Annotated in this window: 1 pseudogene; it reads right to left on the reverse strand. The window is 43.2% G+C overall.

Features of this window, described 5'->3' with window-relative positions:
* Nucleotides 1-278: pseudogene (locus tag DW922_RS17350) on the reverse strand (hybrid sensor histidine kinase/response regulator); the annotation flags it as partial.

Below are 278 nucleotides of genomic sequence, written 5' to 3' on the forward strand. Positions count from 1 at the left end.
TCTGTATGCTTTTTCATTGCCTGAACAACTTCGTTGTCGGCTGTATTATGTCCTAACAGACTCTCATCATTACTGGCAACAACGATTCCCTCGTCTGCAACAATAATCGTTCCATCTTTCTGAGCACTATAGCCCTTTAAAAGTCCCTGTATCGTCAGCGTATAGTTTCTGGCAAATTCAGGAGATGTGTAATAGTAGATTGCTACGATACCCGGTGCATCTTTTCTGGCACAGGCTGCAATGTCAATAAAGGATCCATCTTCCCTGGTAAACCGTTC

It is taken from the genome of Clostridium sp. AM42-4 (genome assembly GCF_003480105.1).
Taxonomy (GTDB): Bacteria; Bacillota; Clostridia; order Lachnospirales; family Lachnospiraceae; genus Brotaphodocola.